At 58.7% G+C, this 15744-nt stretch carries 23 protein-coding genes; all 23 read right to left on the bottom strand.

From position 1 onward, the window contains the following. Positions 1-145: 145 nt before the first annotated feature. Entirely contained in the window at positions 146-583 is a 438-nt protein-coding gene (locus ACTQX9_RS03380) for an arginine repressor (protein ID WP_154516043.1), read from the bottom strand. A 132-nt stretch (positions 584-715) separates the two neighbouring features. After that, complete coding sequence (locus ACTQX9_RS03375) at positions 716-1765, bottom strand: glycosyltransferase (protein ID WP_441540485.1); 1050 nt, start codon at positions 1763-1765, stop codon at positions 716-718. Between the two features lie 146 nt (positions 1766-1911). Further along, positions 1912-2736, bottom strand: coding sequence for a tRNA pseudouridine(38-40) synthase TruA (gene truA / locus ACTQX9_RS03370; protein ID WP_427717709.1), 825 nt, complete (start codon positions 2734-2736; stop codon positions 1912-1914). Positions 2737-2828: 92 nt separating this feature from the next. Continuing rightward, positions 2829-3311: a 50S ribosomal protein L17 gene (gene rplQ / locus ACTQX9_RS03365; protein WP_271742473.1), complete on the bottom strand. Its 483-nt coding sequence runs from the start codon at positions 3309-3311 to the stop codon at positions 2829-2831. Positions 3312-3341: 30 nt separating this feature from the next. Next, positions 3342-4283, bottom strand: coding sequence for a DNA-directed RNA polymerase subunit alpha (locus ACTQX9_RS03360; RefSeq protein WP_154516055.1), 942 nt, complete (start codon positions 4281-4283; stop codon positions 3342-3344). 32 nt (positions 4284-4315) lie between these two features. Then, positions 4316-4912, bottom strand: coding sequence for a 30S ribosomal protein S4 (rpsD, locus tag ACTQX9_RS03355; RefSeq protein WP_006235275.1), 597 nt, complete (start codon positions 4910-4912; stop codon positions 4316-4318). A 19-nt stretch (positions 4913-4931) separates the two neighbouring features. After that, a complete protein-coding gene (gene rpsK, locus ACTQX9_RS03350) occupies positions 4932-5336 on the bottom strand; it encodes a 30S ribosomal protein S11 (RefSeq protein WP_006235274.1) in 405 nt (134 codons plus the stop codon). A 14-nt stretch (positions 5337-5350) separates the two neighbouring features. Next, positions 5351-5725, bottom strand: a complete 375-nt coding sequence (gene rpsM / locus ACTQX9_RS03345; RefSeq protein WP_154516058.1) for a 30S ribosomal protein S13 — start codon at positions 5723-5725, stop codon at positions 5351-5353. A 14-nt stretch (positions 5726-5739) separates the two neighbouring features. Further along, on the bottom strand, positions 5740-5853 hold the full coding sequence (gene rpmJ / locus ACTQX9_RS03340) for a 50S ribosomal protein L36 (protein ID WP_006363204.1): 114 nt from the start codon (positions 5851-5853) through the stop codon (positions 5740-5742). Between the two features lie 150 nt (positions 5854-6003). Beyond that, positions 6004-6222 (bottom strand): translation initiation factor IF-1, encoded by a 219-nt coding sequence (gene infA, locus ACTQX9_RS03335; RefSeq protein WP_035137443.1) that lies wholly within the window; start codon positions 6220-6222, stop codon positions 6004-6006. Positions 6223-6454: 232 nt separating this feature from the next. Then, positions 6455-7243, bottom strand: coding sequence for a type I methionyl aminopeptidase (gene map / locus ACTQX9_RS03330; RefSeq protein WP_329738298.1), 789 nt, complete (start codon positions 7241-7243; stop codon positions 6455-6457). Continuing rightward, entirely contained in the window at positions 7240-7866 is a 627-nt protein-coding gene (locus ACTQX9_RS03325) for an adenylate kinase (protein ID WP_441540484.1), read from the bottom strand. Before ACTQX9_RS03325 ends, map begins: the two co-directional genes overlap by 4 nt. Before the next feature lie 18 nt (positions 7867-7884). After that, positions 7885-9171 (bottom strand): preprotein translocase subunit SecY, encoded by a 1287-nt coding sequence (gene secY / locus ACTQX9_RS03320; protein WP_370450586.1) that lies wholly within the window; start codon positions 9169-9171, stop codon positions 7885-7887. Continuing rightward, on the bottom strand, positions 9165-9614 hold the full coding sequence (rplO, locus tag ACTQX9_RS03315; RefSeq protein ID WP_006235267.1) for a 50S ribosomal protein L15: 450 nt from the start codon (positions 9612-9614) through the stop codon (positions 9165-9167). The genes secY and rplO overlap by 7 nt, the downstream gene beginning before the upstream one ends. Before the next feature lie 3 nt (positions 9615-9617). Next, a complete protein-coding gene (gene rpmD / locus ACTQX9_RS03310) occupies positions 9618-9800 on the bottom strand; it encodes a 50S ribosomal protein L30 (RefSeq protein ID WP_154516067.1) in 183 nt (60 codons plus the stop codon). Positions 9801-9802: 2 nt separating this feature from the next. Further along, positions 9803-10327, bottom strand: coding sequence for a 30S ribosomal protein S5 (rpsE, locus tag ACTQX9_RS03305; RefSeq protein ID WP_154516070.1), 525 nt, complete (start codon positions 10325-10327; stop codon positions 9803-9805). Between the two features lie 14 nt (positions 10328-10341). After that, positions 10342-10710 carry a 50S ribosomal protein L18 gene (gene rplR / locus ACTQX9_RS03300; RefSeq protein WP_118270231.1) on the bottom strand — a complete coding sequence of 123 codons (369 nt, stop codon included), beginning with the start codon at positions 10708-10710 and terminating at the stop codon, positions 10342-10344. A 75-nt stretch (positions 10711-10785) separates the two neighbouring features. Then, entirely contained in the window at positions 10786-11322 is a 537-nt protein-coding gene (gene rplF / locus ACTQX9_RS03295; protein ID WP_370450587.1) for a 50S ribosomal protein L6, read from the bottom strand. A 33-nt stretch (positions 11323-11355) separates the two neighbouring features. Next, entirely contained in the window at positions 11356-11754 is a 399-nt protein-coding gene (gene rpsH, locus ACTQX9_RS03290; RefSeq protein ID WP_006235262.1) for a 30S ribosomal protein S8, read from the bottom strand. A 119-nt stretch (positions 11755-11873) separates the two neighbouring features. Further along, positions 11874-12059, bottom strand: coding sequence for a type Z 30S ribosomal protein S14 (locus ACTQX9_RS03285; RefSeq protein WP_022094280.1), 186 nt, complete (start codon positions 12057-12059; stop codon positions 11874-11876). Positions 12060-12138: 79 nt separating this feature from the next. Next, positions 12139-12696, bottom strand: a complete 558-nt coding sequence (gene rplE, locus ACTQX9_RS03280) for a 50S ribosomal protein L5 (protein ID WP_154516073.1) — start codon at positions 12694-12696, stop codon at positions 12139-12141. Between the two features lie 385 nt (positions 12697-13081). Next, positions 13082-14395, bottom strand: a complete 1314-nt coding sequence (locus ACTQX9_RS03275; protein ID WP_441038792.1) for a uracil-xanthine permease family protein — start codon at positions 14393-14395, stop codon at positions 13082-13084. 298 nt (positions 14396-14693) lie between these two features. Next, a complete protein-coding gene (locus ACTQX9_RS03270) occupies positions 14694-15737 on the bottom strand; it encodes an XdhC family protein (protein ID WP_441540483.1) in 1044 nt (347 codons plus the stop codon). Between the last annotated feature and the right edge of the window lie 7 nt (positions 15738-15744).

Genomic DNA, 15744 nt, shown 5'->3' with positions numbered 1-15744 from the left:
GCTCGGGCGCTTTTTGCTGGGACATACATGGCATATCGCGCGCAATCGAGATGCCACGACAGGAGCGTCACAAAAAGGGCGTCGGCTCAAAACCGACGCCCCTGTATTTCCACCGTCTTAGCTGGCGTTGTTTACGCGCGTAAAGCTATTTACGCGCGGCACTGAGCTTGTTAATCAGCGCTTCGAGGCGTTCGCCATCCTCGGCAGTCTGAGCGATAACCAAAATCGTGTCATTGCCGGCAAGCGATCCGAGCACATCGGGCAGCTCGGCCGCATCGACAGCCGCGGCAATGCCCGAGGCGGTGCCGGGCTGAGCCTTAATCATAACCAGGTTGTCGGTGCGCAACACACCGGTAACCAGCTCGGAGACCATGCGCTGCAGGTGCAGGTCCTCAGCCAGAACATAGATGCCCTCGGGCAGTTTGCGCAGCCCCATATCGGCGATGTCACGCGAAACCGTCGCCTGCGTGCAATCAAAGCCCATGGCGCGGAGTTCGTCCACCAACACGCGTTGCGTACGCACGTCTTTATTGCGCACGATATCTCTGATGGCATCCTGGCGCCCGTTGCGTTTTTTAGCCATATAAAACCTCACTCCATAGATGGCGAAGACAATCTATCAGTGATTGAATAGTTTAGCGCTATTTGAGGCTATTTGTGAATAAGAACGCATTTCGAAACAATTATATGCAAATTATTTTCGAATATGACGCAGCTAGGCTATCCTTGCGCCCGTTCTGTTCAAAAAAGCAGCCAGATGCGCATACATAACGCAGCGCATAGGCTTAACGTTGGCAATCGGCCCAAACAAAAGTCCAAGGCCTCGGCGCTCTCCCTTAAGGGCCACCGCCATCTGGCGGGTCCGCACGTCATTGAGCATATCACGCAATCGTGCCGTGCGCTCAATTGAAGACACCCCATGGGGGCTCAGGCACAAATTCTCGATACAAGCAACCAAGCGGCCATAGTAAAACCGTTGGCAGGCCAGCTTTAGATGGTTATCGTCATCTATTGCGTCAAATGGCACGCAAAGCTCTTCAAGCGCCTTGGCGTCATCGGAAAGTCGCGAGAACATGGTGGGGTCGAATGAATCCGCAACCGATGGCGCGGCCGTATGGAAACAAGCTTCGGCGCACCCAAATACGCGTTCCGCATGCGAAAGGGCAGGCGCCAAAAAGGCGATCGCACGATACGACTCGGCATGCTGCAGACACAACTCAAACAGGGCGCGTTCATACATCACGCCGGAATGTTGACAAACCAGACCGCTCTCGACCAGCTTGGCCAGGCCTAAAGCCCGGTCTCCATCGTCGGCAAGGGCAATGGATTGCGCGTCCAACATACGAGAATGGCGTTCCCGATGCGTATCGTAGCGATCGAGCGACACCGAGGGAAATACGATATCTGCCGAGGTCTCACAAGCGACATCGAGCATTGCCAAAAACGCGTGCGGCGCAAACCACTCATCGGCGCTCATTGCGATAATGTGGGCCCCGCGCGAAGCGGCAAAACCCTCGCGAAGGCAAGCTCCGCTCGACGGATCGTCAACGTCTATCAAATCGATGTGAATATCTCTGCCCGCGGCAACATCGAGCGAATGACGAACGCCCGGCGCAGCGTTGCGACATGCAACGACAATCTGCATATCGTAGAGGTCTTGGTTTTGGACGCTTTCGAGTGCGCGCATCGCGTAGCTGGGCGAACCCTCCACAACAAGGATCACCGAAAGTCGCGGAAGCGAGCCACGTCGAAGCAAGTTATCCATCCTCTCGACAGCAATAATCAACTGCCGTTCATGGTACACCCCGGCAATAAACGCAATGAGTCGCCTGATGCGCTGCACGCCAAGAACAGATGTTGCACACGGCTCGCCCACACGAGCAGCATACTTAGATGGCTCTCGCTTCTCCCCTATTCGAGCGCGACGAGCTCGGTGGGGTCATAATCTACGCCCATAAAGGTAAGGCCGCACGCCGGCGCCGTGGGACCCGCAGCAGTACGATCGCAAGCGTCAATCACCTCGCGCATCCACTCGGGATCGCGGCGATGCATGCCGATCTCGACGAGCGTTCCCACGATGGTGCGCACCATCGAATGCAAAAACGCATTGCCTTCGATGGTAAACGTAAGGATATCCTCGCCAAAGGCGACCTCGTGGCCAAACTCGGCACGCATCACGCAACGATGCGTTGGCTTGCCCACGGCAGAAGCGACCTTACAAAAGCTCTTAAAGTCCTGTTCGCCCAAAAGCGCTGGGCAGGCGGCTGCCATCGCATCCACGTCCAAAGGATAACGATGCCACCATACCGCACCACGCGATAGCACCGGACGCGCATCGCGATCGGCAATGCGGTAGGTATAGGTCCGAGAACGTGCGTCAAAACGCGCAGAAAAGCCCTTACGGGCCTTGTAGACCTCATTAACGGCGATATCTTTGGGCAGCAGCGCATCCATAGCTCGCAGCCACCTGCGGCGCGTTAAAGCGAGCTCTGCGTCCGTAACGGGCACGCTGATGTATTGGGCCACCGCATGCACCCCTGCATCGGTGCGCCCGGCACACGTCAAATCGACTGAACGGCGCAAGAGCGTCTCTATGGCAAGACGCAGCTCTCCGGCAACCGTCGTCTGCCCCGGCTGCTCGGCAAATCCGCTATAGGACGAGCCGTCATAGGCAACACGAAACACCAACGTGGCATCGAGCTCTGGAGTCAAATTGAAATCAGACGGCGCGGTCATGGGCGCTCCCAACAAACAAACAACGATATCGCGACAAAAAAAGAGGGGTACGCGAACGTACCCCTCGAATATAGCCTATGCAGACGAATTGTCTACTCAGCGGTCTCCTCAGCAGGAGCCTCCTCGGCAGCGGTCTCCTCGACAGCCTCGACCTTCTTGGGAGCAGCGGCCTTCTTGGGGGCCGGAGCAGCCTTCTTGGCCTTGGGCGTGCAAGGCTCGGTGACGAGCTCCATGATAACGATGGGAGCGTTGTCGCCCTTACGGTTACCGAGCTTCATGATGCGGGTGTAACCGCCGTTGCGATCCTGCCACATGCCCTGAGCAGCCTTGTCGAAGATCTCGGCAACGAGCTGCTTATCGCCGAGCTTGGCGATAGCCAGACGACGAGAGTGCAGGTCGCCCTTCTTGGCCCAGGTGATGATCGGCTCGACAACCGAACGCAGCGCCTTAGCGCGGGTCTCGGTGGTCTTGATGCGGTCGTTCTCGAAGAGGGCCTTGGCCAGGCTCTTCTTCATGGCCTTGGTGTGGCTCGCATCGGTGCCGAGCTTCAGGCCCTTCTTAACGTTGTGACGCATGGTCTAGTTTCTCCTCAAATATGCGAAGCATTAAGCCTTCAGGCTCAGGCCCATGGACTCAAGCTTGTCCTTCACTTCCTCGATCGACTTAACACCGAAGTTGCGGATGTTCAGAAGATCATTCTCCGAGAACTCAACGAGCTGACGGACCGAGTGAATGCTGGCACGCTTAAGGCAGTTGTAGGAACGGACAGAAAGGTCCAGATCCTCGATCTGCTTGTCCAGCTCGGCGTTGTCGTTGGTGACCTCGGGAGCGAAGATCGAAACCTCCTCCTCGACCTCGGGGGTCTCGGCAAGGTTCATAAAGGCAGCCATATGCTGGTTGATGATATTGGCAGCCTGGACCACGGCGTCGCGCGGGGCGATGGAGCCGTTGGTCTCGATCTCGAGGACAAGGCGGTCGTAGTCGGTATGCTGACCGACACGGCAAGCCTCAACGAGCTTGGCGCAACGGGATACCGGCGAGTACAGCGAGTCGACGTGGATCACACCGATGGGATCGTTGTCGCGCTTGTTGGCCTCGCCAGAGACATAGCCGCGGCCATAGCCGATGCGCATGCTCATGGTGAGATGGCCACCCTCGGTGAGCGTAGCGATGTGCTGCTCGGGGTTGACCAACTCAAACTCGGACGGAATAAAGAAGTCCGCACCGGTGACCTCGCAGGGGCCGTCAACCGAGATGGTGGCGGTCGCCTCGTCGGTCGTGCCGAGAGCCCTGAAGACAAGACCCTTGACATTCAGGACGATGTCAGTGACATCCTCGACCATGTTAGGGATGGTCATGAACTCGTGCTGCGCACCATCGATCTGAATAGCCTCGACGGCGGCACCCTCGAGCGAGGACAGAAGAACGCGACGCAGGGAGTTGCCCAGCGTATCGCCGTAACCGCGCTCGAGCGGCTCGACGGAGACACGAGCAGACGTCTCGTTGATCTCTTCGACCTGAACCTGAGGCCTAATGAATTCTGACATGTATTACCTCCAGCCTCAGCAGCCCGGATGGACTACTTAGAGTAGAGCTCGACGATGAGCTGCTCGTTGATATCACCGCTGATCTGCTCACGCGTCGGCAGAGCGAGCACGTTACCAGACAGCTTCTCGATATCGACCTCAAGCCAGCCAGGGACCTCAAAGCGCTCGGAGGAAATCAGAGCCTCCTTGATGGGGAGGAGGTCACGGAACTTCTCGCCGACAGCGACGACGTCGCCGGCCTTGACGCGGTAGGACGGGATGTCCACGCGCTTGCCGTTCACGGTGAAGTGACCGTGGCGGACGGACTGACGAGCCTCTTTACGGGTGCGAGCGAAGCCAAGACGGAAAACAACGTTGTCGAGGCGAGACTCAAGGATGATCATGAGGTTCTCACCGGTGACGCCGTTCATCTTACGGGCCTTGTTGAAGTAGCCGTGGAACTGCTTCTCCAGAACGCCATAGATGAACTTGACCTTCTGCTTCTCGCGCAGCTGCATGCCGTACTCAGATTCCTTGCGACGGCGCTTGGGCTGACGGATAGATTCCTTCTTGCTGCTGTAACCGAGCTCAGCGGGATCGATCCCGAGCTGACGGCAGCGCTTAAGAACAGGAGTCCTGTCGATTGCCATATTGATACGATCCTTTCAGTTACACGCGGCGACGCTTCTTGGGGCGGCAGCCGTTGTGCGGGATGGGGGTCTTGTCCTGAATGCTCGAGACCTCGAGGCCAGCAGCCTGGAGGGAGCGGATGGCGGTCTCACGACCGGAGCCGGGGCCCTTGACGAAGACGGAAACCTTCTTCATACCGTGCTCCATGGCCTGCTTGGCAGCAGCCTCGGCAGCCATCTGGGCAGCGAACGGCGTGGACTTACGGGAGCCCTTGAAGCCCACCTGGCCAGCCGACTTCCAGGAAATGACGTTGCCCTGGGGATCGGTGATCGAAACGATCGTGTTATTGAACGTAGAACGGATGTGAGCCTGGCCCACGGAAATGTTCTTACGGTCCGCGCGCTTCAGACGGGCAGCGCGAACGTTCTTCTTAGCAGTAGCCATCTATCTAGCGCTCCTTATTTCTTCTTCTTAGCACCGATCTGACGCTTCGGGCCCTTGCGGGTACGAGCGTTAGTGTGGGTGCGCTGGCCGCGGACCGGGAGGCCCTTGCGGTGACGAAGGCCGCGGTTGCAGCCGATGTCCATAAGGCGCTTGACGTTCTGGTTGCGCTCACGGCGGAGGTCACCCTCAACCATGATCTGGTTCTTGTCGATATACTCGCGGATGGCGTTAACCTCATCCTCGGTGAGGTCCTTAACACGCGTATCCACGTTAACGTTGCACTCGACGCAAATCTTCGTCGCAGTGGTGCGGCCGATGCCGTAAATGTAGGTCAGACCGATCTCAACGCGCTTCTCACGCGGGAGGTCGACACCATTAATACGGGCCAACGTAGTCTCCTCTCTTAACCCTGACGCTGCTTATGACGGGGGTTCTCGCAAATGACGAGGACCTTGCCATGGCGCCTAATGATTTTGCACTTATCGCACATCTTCTTGACCGAAGGACGTACCTTCATCGTTCTTCCTTTCGGTAGCGCTCAAACTACTTCCCTACTATCTACTCGCCCAGCCGCAGGCGTTTAAAACTATGGCTGGTCTTCACACACAATCCGACCGTAGGTTGAGCTAAGCCTGCAGTCGGAAATAGAGTGTGTGTATGCGTGCCGCTATTTGTAGCGATAGGTGATGCGGCCGCGGGTCAGGTCGTACGGGGAAAGCTCCACGACAACCCTGTCACCGGGGAGAATACGGATGTAATTCATTCGAATCTTGCCAGAAATGTTGCACAGAACCGAATGACCGTTCTCGAGCTCGACCTTAAACATGGCATTAGGCAACGGTTCCTTTACCGTACCCTCGAGCTCAATTGCGTCTTCCTTCTTCACAAGCAATCATCTTTCTCTAGAAAACGACAGCGATTGAGTATTCTACAACACGTATACACGCATCGTAATAACTTCGTAATGGCTCCACAACTACGTGGAACTTGTTACATTTGAAATGTAAAACAAAGCCGTTCCCTGATGCCCAAGATCGCCTTGAAATGAGAAGGCATAGACCTTGGGGTCATGCCTTCGAAATTGAAAGGCGAGGTTGGGCATCAGGGGGCGGCGACTTTTACATTTCTCCGCCTTGGAGAGAGCACCAGGATCCTTGCGCATCGGTGGTGAGAATCACCGGACCGTCATTGGTGATGGCGACGGTGTTCTCGTAGTGCGCGGCGGGCAGGTGGTCGTTGGTAGTGACGATCCAACCGTCGGAGCCCGTGCTCACATGGTTGGAACCCATCGTTACCATCGGCTCGATGGCAATGACCATACCGGCCTGGAGGCGAACGCCCCTCCCCTTCTTTCCATAGTTAGGAACGTTGGGGTCCTCGTGCATCACGCGGCCAATGCCATGGCCCACATAGTCACGAAGCACGCCATAACCGTGAGACTCGGCGAGGGACTGGACGGCATAACCAACATCCCCGATATGGTTACCGGGAACAGCCTGCTCAATGGCAGCCTTAAGGCAATCGCGCGTAACCTCGCACAGGGCCTTGGCCTCGGGCGTAGGGGTGCCGACGAAAAACGTCCAGGCGTTATCGCCAACCCAACCGTCAACAACGGCTCCCGTATCGATGGAGATGATATCGCCATCGCGCAGGATCATATCGGGGTTGGGAATACCGTGGACCACGGCATCGTTGATCGATGCGCAAATGGTCCCCGGGAACCCGCCGTAACCCTTAAAGGCCGGGGTGCCGCCATGCATGCGGATAATCTGCTCCGCGAGCTGATCGAGCTCAAAAGTCGAAACGCCGGGACGCACCATGGCTCCAACGTGGCGGAGCGCCATCTTAGATAGCGCTCCTGCCTTCTTCATCTGCTCGATTTGCGTTGCAGACTTAATCTTAATCATAGACCGAGGGCCTCTTTGACATCCCCGTATACGGTCTCGCGAGCCTGGTCACCGTTGACCGACTTGAGCAGACCCTGGCCACGATAGTAATCGACAAGCGGGCTCGTGGACTTCTCGTAGACGTCGAGACGGTTCTTGATGGTCTCGGGCTTATCGTCGTCGCGCTGATACATCTCGCCGCCGCATTTGGGGCAGGCAACATCGGCAGCAGTGCCGGTGTAACCGCAGGCGCGGCAGGTGCGACGCGAAGACAGACGATCGATGATGACCTCGGGGGCCACGTCGACCAGAAGGGCGCAGTCGATCTCGCGACCCATGGCGGAGAGCTCGGAATCGAGCGTCACAGCCTGGGCGGTGTTGCGCGGGAAGCCGTCGAGGATGAAGCCCTGCTGGGCGTCATCGGCGGCAAGGCGCTCCTTGACAAGGTCGATCACGAGCTGGTCGGGAACGAGCTCGCCAGCGTCCATGTACTTCTTAGCCTGAATACCAAGCTCGGTTCCACCCTTGACGGCAGCACGCAGCAGGTCGCCCGTGGAGATGTGGGCGACGCCAAACTCGGCGACGAGCTCCTGTGCAACGGTGCCCTTACCGGCACCCGGAGCTCCGAGCAATACGAGGTTCATGAGCAATCCTCCTCTAGCCTATTTAAAGAATCCATCGTAATCATACATCTTGATCTGGCCTTCGAGCTTGTCGACCGTGTCGAGCACGACGCCGACCATGATGAGGATGGACGTGCCGCCAAATGCCTGGATCAGCTGATTGCCCGTGAAGGAGAAGATGATCGAAGGCACGATGGCGATGAGCGCCAAAAAGACAGCGCTGGGAAGCGTAATCTTGTTGAGCGCGTTCTTGATGTAGGCCGCGGTAGCCCTACCCGGACGAACGCCCGGAATAAAGCCGCCCTGCTTCTTAAGGTTGTCGGCCGTGTCATCGGGATTGAACACCATGGAGGTGTAGAAGTACGCGAAGAACACGATGAGGACAACGTTAAGCACCCAGTTGAGCCAACCGGTCGAAAGCGCAGAGGCAACTGCCTGAATCCAGCCGATGCCGGGGAAGAACACGGCAACCTGAGCCGGGAAGTACAGCAGCGCCGAAGCGAAGATGATCGGCACGACACCCGCGGTGTTGACCTTGATGGGCAGGTAGGTGGTCTGGCCACCCATCATGCGACGGCCCACGACGCGCTTAGCGTAGGAGACCGGAATGCGGCGCTGGCCGCGCTCAAGGAAAACAATCAGCGGGATAACCAGCAGGATGATGGCGCAGATGATCACCATAGTGATGATGCCACCGCCATTGCCCTCGGTGCTGGAGAAGATCGCCTGCGGTAGACCGGCCATGATGTTCGCAAAGATGATCAGCGACATGCCATTGCCGATACCGCGCTGGGTAATGAGCTCACCAATCCACATGATCAGCATGGCGCCCGCGGTGAGCGTGCCGACGATCATGAGGTCGAAGATGATCTCGGGAGCGGCGGCGCCATTAAAGCTGATGCCGAAGCTCTTAAAGAGGAAGAGGTAACCCACGGAGTTGAGGATTGCCAGAGCCAGGGTGAGGTAACGCGAATACTGCGTAATCTTGGTCTGACCGACCTCGCCCTCGCGGGCAAGCTCATGCAGGGAAGGCACAACGGCCTGGAGCATCTGGAGGATGATCGAGCTGGTGATGTAAGGCATGATGCCCAGCGAAAACACCGACACATAGCTCAACGCGCCGCCAGAGAAAAGATTCAGGAGGGCCATAGCACCTGCGGCGACCGAATTGTTATCGGTCGAGAAAAGGCCCAGCATCCCCTGGAAGGGAATGCCGGGCACAGGAACGTGCGCACCAATGCGGTACACGACGAGCATAGCTATGGTAAAAAGAATCTTTTCGCGCAGTTCTTTGATGCGGAAAGCATTCTTAAGACCATTTAGCACGGCAGCTCGACCTTTCCGCCGGCGGCCTCGATCTTGGCCTGCGCAGAAGCGCTGACCTTGTCGACCTTGACCGTGAACTTCTTGGTAAGCTCACCATTGCCGAGCACCTTGACGGGCTCGAACTCGCTCTTGGTGATGCGAGCGGCCTTAAGAGCGGCACCGTCGATCACAGCGCCATCCTCGAACTTACGCTCGAGACGCTCAACGTTAACAGCGGTGTACTCGATACGACGGGGATTGCGGAAGCCCGGAAGCTTGGGCAGGCGCATAGCCAGCGGAGTCTGGCCACCCTCGAAGCCGGCACCCTTGGTGCCGCCAGAGCGAGAGCCCTGGCCCTTCTGGCCGCGGCCAGAAGTGGTGCCGTGACCCGAAGAATTGCCACGGCCAACGCGCTTGCGGTTCTTGGTGGAACCGGGCGCGGGAGTAAGATCGTGAAGCTGCATTTGCTACTCCTCTACAATCTCGACAAGGTGCTTGACCTTGAAGATCATGCCGCGGACGGACTCGTTGTCAGTAATCTCGCGAACCTCGCGGATCCTGTGGAGACCGAGGGCACGGACAGTACGGACCTGGTCCTGCTTGCAACCGTTGGTGCTGCGGACCTGCTTGATCTTGATGGTGTCAGCCATGCTTAGTTCTCCTTACCGACGAACATCTCGGAGACCGTCAGGCCACGGCGAGCCGCGACGTCCTCAGGGCTGGAGAGCTCCTTGAGGCCCTCGACGGCAGCCTTGATGATGTTGAGGCCGTTGTCGGTACCGAGGGACTTGGACAGGACGTTCTTGATGCCAGCAAGCTCGAAGAGGGGACGCACAGCGCCGCCGGCGATAACGCCGGTACCCTCGACAGCGGGCTTGATGATGATGCGGCCGGCACCAAAGTGGCCGATAACCTCGTGCGGAATGGTGCCCTCTTCGGTCACCGGCACGTGGAACATGTTCTTCTTGGCATCGAGAGACGCCTTGGAGATGGCCATGGGCACCTCAGCGGACTTGCCCATGCCAACGCCGACGTTGCCCTTGCCGTCGCCAACGACGACGAGAGCGACGAGGCTCATGCGACGACCGCCCTTGACGGTCTTCGACACGCGGTTGATGTAAACGACGCGCTCCTCGAACTCGGAGGCCTCGCGCTGCTGCTTCTGATTACGAGCCATGTGCTACATACCTCCTAGAACTCGAGACCGGCGGCACGAGCACCGTCGGCGAGGGCCTTGACGCGGCCATGGTAGATACGGCCACCGCGATCGAAGGCGACCTTGGTGATGCCGGCCTCGATGGCACGCTTGCCAACGAGCTGACCGACCTTCTCCGCAGCCTCCTTGTTCGAGGTGTGGGTGCCCTTGAACTCGGCCTCGAGGGTCGAGGCAGAGACGAGCGTCAGGCTGGAGCCCTTGCTGTCGTCGATGATCTGGGCATAGATGTTGGCGTTGGTACGGGTCACGCGAAGACGCGGACGCTCGGCGGTACCCGAGATCTTGCCGCGAACACGACGCTGACGACGCTTGAGGCCTTCCAGCTTCGCCTTATGCTTGTTCATACGTAAACTCCTAAAAAGGTTGATCTTGCCAGCACCTAACGGGGTGCTGGTCTTATGCGAGTGAGTCGGTTACGACTACTTGGCGGCCTTACCCAGCTTGCGGCGGATGTGCTCGCCAACGTAGTGGATACCCTTGCCCTTGTAAGGCTCGGGAGGACGATGGCCGCGGATCTCAGCGGCGATCTGACCGACCTGCTGCTTGTTGATACCCTTGACGTTCACGTGGGTGTTGTCGGGAACCTCGAAGGTGATACCCTCGGGAGCCTCGACGATCACGGGGTGCGAGAAGCCCAGGGAGAACTCGAGGTTCTTGCCCTTCTGCTGCACGCGGTAACCGACGCCGGCGAGCTCGAGCTTCTTCTCGAAGCCCTCGGAAACGCCAACAACCATGTTGTGGATGAGGGCGCGGGTGAGGCCGTGGCGGGCACGGGTCTCACGCTCGTCGTCGGGACGGGAAACGGTGAGGACGTTGTCCTCGATGTTGATAGCGAGCTTCTCATAGACATCGAGCTCGAGCTGGCCCTTGGGGCCCTTGACGACAACGTTGTTGCCGTTGACTGCCACTTCGACTCCGGCGGGAATCTGGACAGGCTTATTACCGATACGAGACACGGTGATCTCCTTTCCTTCTACCTACCGAGCGAATTACCAGACGTAAGCGATGATCTCGCCGCCGACGTTGTGCTTGCGAGCATCGCGGTCGGTCATGACGCCATGGCTGGTGGAAATAATCGCGGTACCAAGGCCACCGCGGACGCGGGGCATGTCGGCAACGCCGGTGTACTTACGCAGGCCCGGCTTGGAAATGCGGCGGATGCCGTTGATGACCTTAGCCTTCTTGGGGCCATACTTAAGCGTGATGTGCAGAGTCTTCTGGGGAACGGTGTCCTCGACATCGTAGCCCTCGATGTAGCCCTCCTCGTGCAGAACACGAGCGATCTCGACGAGCTTCTTGCTGCTCGGCATGGAGACCGTGGCCTTGTTCACAGAGTTAGCGTTACGAATGCGCGTAAGCATATCTGCGATCGGGTCTGTAAGGTTCATACAGATTCTCCTTCGTTCTTGATGAACACGTGCTCTTGGTTCTTCGCCGCCCTTAACGGCAAAGCCTAACTAGCACGTTTTCCCTGTTCCAAACGGATGCTTGAAACGCTGGTAGTGACTTACCAGCTGGCCTTCTTAACGCCGGGAAGCTCGCCCTTGAGTGCAAGCTCGCGGAAGCAGACACGGCACAGGCCGAACTTGCGGTACACAGAGTGCGGACGGCCGCAGCGCTGGCAGCGCGTGTACTCACGAGTAGAGAACTTCTGCTTGCGATTGCACTTGACGATCATCGATGTCTTAGCCACTTATATCCTCCTCACATAGAGTATTGTTCGCCCCAAGCGCCGCCCCCTTGTGGGAACGGCGCTTATAGGGCAGGTGAACCTATTTCTTGAACGGGAAACCAAAGGCGTCCAGAAGGGCCTTGGCCTCCTCATCGGTGTTGGCGGTGGTCACGAAAGTGATGTCCATACCACGCTGGTGATCGACGGAGTCAAAGTCGATCTCGGGGAAGATGAGCTGCTCGGTGACGCCCATGGAGAAGTTACCACGGCCGTCGAAGCTCTTGGCGGAGATACCGCGGAAGTCGCGGATACGGGGGATAGCGACGGAGGTCAGACGATCGAAGAACTCCCACATGCGGTCGCCACGCAGGGTAACCTTGCAGCCGATCGGCATACCAGCGCGCAGGCGGAAGGTAGCGATGGACTTGCGGGCACGGGTGATCATCGGCTGCTGGCCGGTGATGGCGCGCAGGTCGCGCACGGCACCGTCGATGGCCTTGGAATCGGTAGCGGCCTCGCCGACACCCATGTTCACGACGATCTTCTCAAACTTGGGGATCATCATGACGTTCTCGTACTGGAACTTGTCCTGAAGCTGCTGCTTGACCTCGTTGTTGTACTTGGCCTTCAGACGCGGCACATACTTCTCTTCTGCCATTGTTCACTCCTTCTTGGGGTTTTAAGCACGGGGCGTGGCCACGGTGGGTTGTCCTCGTGCCTCCTGACTGCATCCGCGCCGCTCATGGCATTTCGCGGTTTGGACTCGACGCAGCAGGAGCCGACAAAACAATCGGTACTATACGCGCATTGGGTGCGTATTTCCAGAAAAACATCGTCTGCCTGCACAACTCCACAACTCCCTCGCACATATTGATCCCTAGGGGACGGAGGAAAACGGATCACTTGGGTCGCCTGGCCCTCTGAGTGATCCGTTTTCCGCCGCCCCCAGGGGATCAAAATGGAAGTCGCGGTGAAATAGGGACTGTTTGACGGCTTAACCGGCTTAAACAATCCGTATTTCACCGCAACTCATATATGGGGCGTTATTTTTGGCGAGGCAGGACCAGGTTGAGGACGACGGCGACAAGTGCGGCGACGGCAATGGAAGATCCGCCAAAGACGGTGTCGACCCATGCGGGGAATCCAGCGCCGGCAAGCGCGCCGGCCGTGCGCTCAATGCCCGTGCCAAAGGCGATAGAGAGACCCATGAGCGTGGTATCGCGCTGAGACAGGCCGTGGCGGGAAAACATGACCACACCGTTCATGCCGATGGTTGCGAACACGCCGATCGTGGCGCCGCCGATCACCGGCTGCGGAATGGACGTGAGCACTGCCGCGCACTTGGGCAGCAGGCCCGCGACGAGCAGAATGGCGGCTGCGAGCGTAAAGACCATACGGTTGACGACCTTGTTCTCGGCGATGATGCCCACATTCTGGCCAAAGGTTGCCGTGGGGACGCCGCCCAAAAAGCCCGAGAGCATACCGACGAGACCATTGGCGATCAATCCGCCCGAGATCTGACTATCGGTCGCGGGGGTATCGAGCGCCGCAGAGGACACGGCGGCAAACTCTCCCATAACCTGCACGGCGTTCACGATGGCCACAACGCCCACCACGGCGCACGCCGCTGGATCGAACACCAGACGATGGGCGCCAAACGCCGGTGGGGCAAACCAACTTGCAGTCGCGACAGCCGAGAAGTCGACCATGCCCAACACCGCCGCAACGACAAAACCTGCGCAGATACCGGCCAGGATGCTGCCCAGCTTGAGCGCGCCCTTGCCGTAGTTACCGACCATAAAGGTAACGACAAACGTCACGAGCGCGACGGTCCAGTTGGTAACGCTGCCAAAATCGGCCGCGCCCTCCCCGCCTGCCATGGACGCCACGGCAACCGGGCACAGCGACAGGCCAATGACAAAGATTACGGTGCCGAGCACCGGAGCTGGGAACAGAAAGCTTACGCGCTTAAACAAAAGACCGAAGAGCACGACGAGCGCGCCGCCGATAACTTGAGCGCCCAGCACGGCCTCGAAACCAAGCTCAAGACCGACCGCTTTAAGTGCCGGCACGAAGGTAAAGCTCGCGCCCATCACGATGGGCAGGCCCGAGCCGACGATGCCTTTTATGGGGAACTGTTGAAGGAAAATGTCAAGCGCCGAGAGGACCAGCGACGCCTGAATGACGGCGGCTTCCTCTTGAGGGGTAAAGCCGCAGACCGACGCGATGATGATAGCGGGCGTAACGATACCCGCGAATGCCGCCAGCACATGCTGCAGTGCATGGGGCAATACCTGCACAAACGAAACTTTTCCCGTACGCTCGAACAGGGCGTCCCCTGCCACCGACTCTGCCATTTGCGCCTCCCATACCCTAGGCAGCGGCCCTATGCCGCCCAACGGGCGGACATTATAGGGCATATGGCACAGGTAACATTTTGACCCGCATGCGACAGAGGGCTGGGGTAGCTAATTTGGGACGGGGCTCTTTTAGCTACCCAACAGTGAGCGAACGCCTCGAGATGATTTTTCTGGGACGGTGATTTAAAAATCATTGCGTACCTAATGATTTTTAAATCCCCGTCCCAGAAAAATCATCGAGCAGGCAGGGTAGCTAAAAGAGCCCCGTCCCAAATTAGCTACCCCTGGGATGCGACTAGCGCTTGCGGGGGACGAGCTTGGTGCGACGCAGATGGATCATCTCGGCGGCGATGGAGATGGCGATCTCTTCGGGGTCCTCGGCCTGAATGGCAACGCCGATCGGCAGGTGCAGCTCGTCGATCTGGTCCTGCGTAAAGCCCTCCTGCTCCAAGCGAGCCCGCACAAAGGCCGTCTTGCGGCGCGAACCCAGGCAACCCAAATAGGCGGGCTTGGCGCGCAAGGCCTGAATCACCACATCGATATCGGACTTGTGGCCCGCCGTGGCGACGACTACCAGATCGCGCGGACCGATGGGGCATTGCTCGTCCAGGTTCTTGTAGTCGACCAGACGACGGTCGTAGACGCCGGGCACCCATTCGCGTGTCAACGTGCCGGGGCGGTCATCGCACGCCACAACGGCAAAGCCCGCCGCCGTGAGCACGCGCGCCGTCGCGGCGCCCACGTGACCGCAGCCAAAGATGTAGGTCAGGCCCTCGGGGCAAAGCGTCTCGATGTGCGCCGGGGGAATCTCGGAGGCGGCGTTGGTGTAGGTGACCTTACTCCCCTCTTCCGTCAGCGAAAGCCCGGGGCAGCCCACAATGGTGCGGCGCGACTCCTCGCCATGGTATTCGGCAGCGTCGCCTTCGAGCGCGCTTGCGATAAACGGTTCAAAGTCGATGACGAAGTCGCCGATGCGTCGATACGCCAAGACGTCGGCAACCGACTGGAACAACGGCGCCTGCGATGCATCCAGATGCAGATAACACAGGCAGATGGCTCCGCCGCAGATCATGCCGGTATCGGAGTTCTCGCCGCCCATGGTGTAGCGGACCAGGCGCGACTGCCCTGCAGCCAACAGCTCGCGCGCCTCGTCCAGCGCAAAGAGTTCGATCTTACCGCCGCCGATGGTACCCGCTTGGCTGCCATCGGCAAAGACGGCCATCCAGGCGCCCACGCCGCGCGGCGATGACCCTGCCGTGCCGGCAACTACCACCAGCTCGCACGTCCTACCAGCCTTCAGAGCGCCAAGCGCAGCATTCACCACATCGAGCTTTTCCATCGTCGCT

It is taken from the genome of Collinsella sp. LCP19S3_F2 (assembly GCF_052121015.1).
Classification (GTDB): domain Bacteria; phylum Actinomycetota; class Coriobacteriia; order Coriobacteriales; family Coriobacteriaceae; genus Collinsella.
The sequence above is the reverse complement of the archived record's forward strand: the minus strand, read 5'-3'. Positions and strand labels throughout refer to the sequence as shown.